The organism is Atribacterota bacterium, from assembly GCA_028703475.1.
GTDB lineage: Bacteria > Atribacterota > Phoenicimicrobiia > Phoenicimicrobiales > Stramentimicrobiaceae > JAQVMU01.
Genome location: JAQVMU010000103.1, coordinates 1 through 3,883 on the forward strand (window position 1 = coordinate 1; position 3,883 = coordinate 3,883).

The 3,883-nt window shown below is 38.7% G+C and carries 3 protein-coding genes; all 3 read left to right on the plus strand.

The features are described 5' to 3' along the window. Window positions 1-244 precede the first annotated feature (244 nt). Genes PHQ99_08055 through PHQ99_08065 form a run of 3 tightly spaced genes read left to right on the plus strand, consistent with a single transcriptional unit; the run spans window position 245 to window position 3,835 of the window. A complete protein-coding gene (locus tag PHQ99_08055) occupies window positions 245-877 on the plus strand; it encodes a TetR/AcrR family transcriptional regulator (protein MDD4289523.1) in 633 nt (210 codons plus the stop codon). A gap of 1 nt (window position 878) precedes the next feature. Next, the gene (locus tag PHQ99_08060) at window positions 879-1,577 is read left to right on the plus strand and encodes an ABC transporter ATP-binding protein (protein ID MDD4289524.1); all 699 of its coding nucleotides are present in this window, start codon (window positions 879-881) and stop codon (window positions 1,575-1,577) included. Next, window positions 1,577-3,835: an ABC transporter permease gene (locus PHQ99_08065; GenBank protein ID MDD4289525.1), complete on the plus strand. Its 2,259-nt coding sequence runs from the start codon at window positions 1,577-1,579 to the stop codon at window positions 3,833-3,835. The genes PHQ99_08060 and PHQ99_08065 overlap by 1 nt, the downstream gene beginning before the upstream one ends. The last annotated feature ends 48 nt before the right edge of the window (window positions 3,836-3,883 follow it).

Consider the following 3,883-nt stretch of genomic DNA (forward strand, 5'->3'; position numbering starts at 1 on the left):
ATTATATTGATGTTATTTCCCGTATTCAGATTGAAGATTTAATCCTTAAGCATCAGCCGACTATGCTGTTTGTAGAACATGACTATTCTTTTGTCAAAGCAATAACAACAAAGCAGGTTCATTTGTAGTTTAAAAAATGTTTCAAAAATTATTGACTATTGTGGTCATTATAGTGTATTATAAGAATGACCACTCTGGTCAATAAGATTATTTGTTCTGAATTTTGTTTTGAAAAGGAAAAGAGGTGGCAGTTATTTATTCACAATTTCATAGCCTGGAATCAGAAAAACAAGAACGTATCATTAATGCATCATTAAAGGAGTTTGCCCGAAATGGTTATGACAAGGCATCCACAAACGAAATTATCAAACAAGCGGGAATCTCCAAGGGCTCATTATTCAATTATTTTAATAATAAAAAGGAACTATACTTATTTTTGCTTGATTATGTAGAAAAGGTGATTAAAAAGATCTACGCTGAAGTGGATTGGAATGAACCGGATTTCTTTACCAGAATAAGACAATTGGGATTGGTAAAGTTTAAGATTTATAAAAAGTTTCCACACGCATTTAATTTTCTTAAGGCTGTATCCCATGAGGATGCAGCTGATGTGAAGCCTGCAATTAGCAAACTTAAACAGGACTTGATTGCAAGTGGCCTGGAAAAAGGCTATCAAAATATTGATTGGAGCAAATTCCGGGAAGATATTGACCGTGAAAAAATGATTAATATAATTAACTGGACCATGTTGAGCTTTGCCGAGCAACATATGAATGAACTTGATTCCATTGAAGATGTTGGAAGGGAAATCCTCAGTGAATCAGATGAATATTTTGAGATTCTGAAACAGTGTTTCTATAAAAAGGGGGAACAATAGCATGTTTATTATTGTCTCTGATTTAAAGAAGACCTACACAACGGGTATAGTTAAAAATGAGGTTTTAAAGGGTATAGAAATAAAATTAGGAAAAGGAGAGATTGGCGTCATTCTTGGCCCCTCAGGTTCGGGTAAAACCACCCTGCTGAATATCATTGGTGGTGTTGATCGGGGTGACAGCGGAAAGGTTATTGTAGATGAGATTGAAGTAGACAAGTTGAACGATGAAGAATTGACTGAATATAGAAGGGAACACATCGGTTTTGTGTTTCAGTTCTATAATCTTATTCCAAACCTTACAACCGGGGAAAATATTGAGGTAGTTTCCAATATCAGCAAATCACCCCTGGGTATGGATGAAGTCTTAGAGGCAGTAGAAATTCTTGACAAAAAGCATCGTTTTCCCAGAGAGCTGAGTGGAGGTGAACAACAAAGGGTCTCCATTGCCAGGTCTGTTGTCAGAAATCCGAAGCTGTTACTATGTGATGAGCCAACCGGAGCCCTGGATTATCAGACCTCCCGCAGTATATTAAAACTGTTGCAACAGATTAATAATAAATTTGGAACAACTATTTTGATGATAACCCACAATGCTGCCATTGCTGCCATGGGCAATAGAGTGTTTAAGCTCAGAAGCGGCATAATAGCAGATGAAACAGTCAATGAGGTAACCGTTCCCGCGGAAAGGATTGAATGGTAATGGCATTGAACAGGAGGATAATACGGATTTTCAAGGAAAATAAATTACGCTATCTGGGCATTCTTCTTCTGATTATTCTTGGAAGCTATACCTTTATCGTTGCTGCCGGACTTTCCCAAAATCTGGCTAACCTGGTCACATCCTTTACAGAAGAGCACATACAAGAAGACCTGTCCTTTTCAACAGATAAGACTATATCCGAATCCGACAGCGCACAATTAGAAAAAGAGGCTGATATCATCATTGAAGAATATTTGAGTTTTGATGCTGCCTTGTCTGATTCGCTTACATTACGGGTCTTAAGTGAAACAAAAAAGGTTAATATCCCGGCTGTAATTGAAGGACAGCCACTTTCCGGGTTGGGAGAAATACTTCTTGACCCTGCTTTTGCCAAAGCCAACAATTATCCTTTGGGGAGTCAAATAGAAGCAGCAGGTAAAAACTTCACTGTGGTGGGTTTTGTGTCTTTACCCCATTATATCTATCCGCTGAAGAATGTGAATAATATCCTGTATTCTCCAAATGATTTTGGGGTAGGCGTTATTAATCGCAAGGAATTTGAGGAATTTTCAGATATAGATAATGCTAACAGCATTTATTCAGTCAGGTTTAATAATAGAAACAGGAGCATTAATACCCAGGCAGTCGAATTACGTCAAGTCTTGCAGGAAGAAGGCTTTACCGTATCTGACTGGATTAACATTATGGATAACAAACGGGCAAGGATGGTATGGGCTTCCATCACCGGCATGAAAACCATGAGTGTACCGCTTCCGGTATTAATGTTTCTGATATCCTGCTTGATTATAGGTATCATGTTCTGGCGAATGATTCGCCGGGAATCGGTAATTATAGGTACACTTTATGCCCAGGGATACCGGCATGGCGAGTTAATGCGTCACTATATGGCCCTTCCGGTCATGCTGGCTTTTGCAGGTGGAATAATAGGAAGTCTGCTGGCTCTGCCTTTTATCAAGCCAATGGTTTTGGCCATGGTTTCCTATTATAATGTTCCTGTTCCGGGCATTGAATTCAGTTTTATAAATGTATTAATCGGGATATTAACGCCTATCCTGTTTTTAGGTCTCAGCAGTTATCTGGTGATTCGTTCGGAATTAAAGCGTTCACCGGCAGATCTGATGAAAGGGGATATACAAAACAGCAAGGTAAATGTGCTGGAGCGAGCTATAAAATTAGATAGGTTTAAATTCAGTACAAAATTCAAACTGCGTGAGCAGTTTAGAAGTATCTCACGGCTTTTGTTCCTATTCCTGGGTGTTACCAGTGCCTCTGTCCTGATGCTCTTTGGTTTTACCATTATGAACTCTATGAACCATGCATTCAAATCTTTAGATGTATACCAGTTTGACTACGAATATTCTTTCAGGGAAATGCAGTTTGGTGAATTGCCGGAAGGAGCAGAAGCCTTTAATGCAGGGAAATTTTATCCTGAAAATAAGGAAGAAATTGAGTTTTATATATCCGGGATAGAGCCCGATTCAGAGCTTGTAATGCTAAAAGATGGCAAGGGGAACCTCATTCCTAACAACCAGACAAATATTACAAAAGCTCTGGCCAATCGGCTGGATATTAAAGCCGGTGACAATGTCACCTTCATCAACAAAGAAGATGGAAAATCCTACTCCTTTCAGATTGATGCTGTCGCTGATTCTTATATCGAGCAGTTTTTATATATGCCGATTGCAGAGTTTAACCAAAAAATGGGGCTTCCGGAAAACAGTTATATGGGTCTGTTCAGCACGAGAAAACTTGGTATTCCTGACGAAATGCTTTTAGGAACAAAATCCATGGCTGAATTGCCTGAGGCAATAGATGAATTTATGGGACAGTTGAATTCCATGGTAGTATTGATGACTATTGTATCCAGTATTGTTGCCTTGATTATTCTCTACCTGGTAACCTCACTGATTATTGAGGAAAACAAAAATACCATTTCACTCTTCAAGATATTTGGCTATCGACGCCGGGAGATTCGGTCTCTGATATTAAACAGCTCCACCCTGGTTATTGTGTTCGGATTTATAGTTGCTATTCCTATTGCTTTGGTGTCAATGGGTGCATTGTATGGTTATCTCGGCAATATAATTAATTTAATGCTGCCAACAATTATTAGTCCCCTTTATGTGCTAATATCTTTTATAGCCATCATGTTGACCTATCAGTTAAGCAAGCTGATTTGTGCAAAGAGCATAGAGGTAGTTTCCATGAGCGAAGCCTTAAAAGCAGGAGTGGATTAAAAAATTTTGTCACGGAAAAGGTTCTAACAAAGATCAGGTTGGGGTTTT

What these genes read in the sequence shown, in the direction of transcription:
- PHQ99_08060 (MDD4289524.1), top strand. Translation starts at nt 879, where the DNA reads ATGTTTATTATTGTCTCTGATTTAAAGAAGACCTACACAACGGGTATA.
- PHQ99_08065 (MDD4289525.1), top strand. Translation starts at nt 1,577, where the DNA reads ATGGCATTGAACAGGAGGATAATACGGATTTTCAAGGAAAATAAATTA.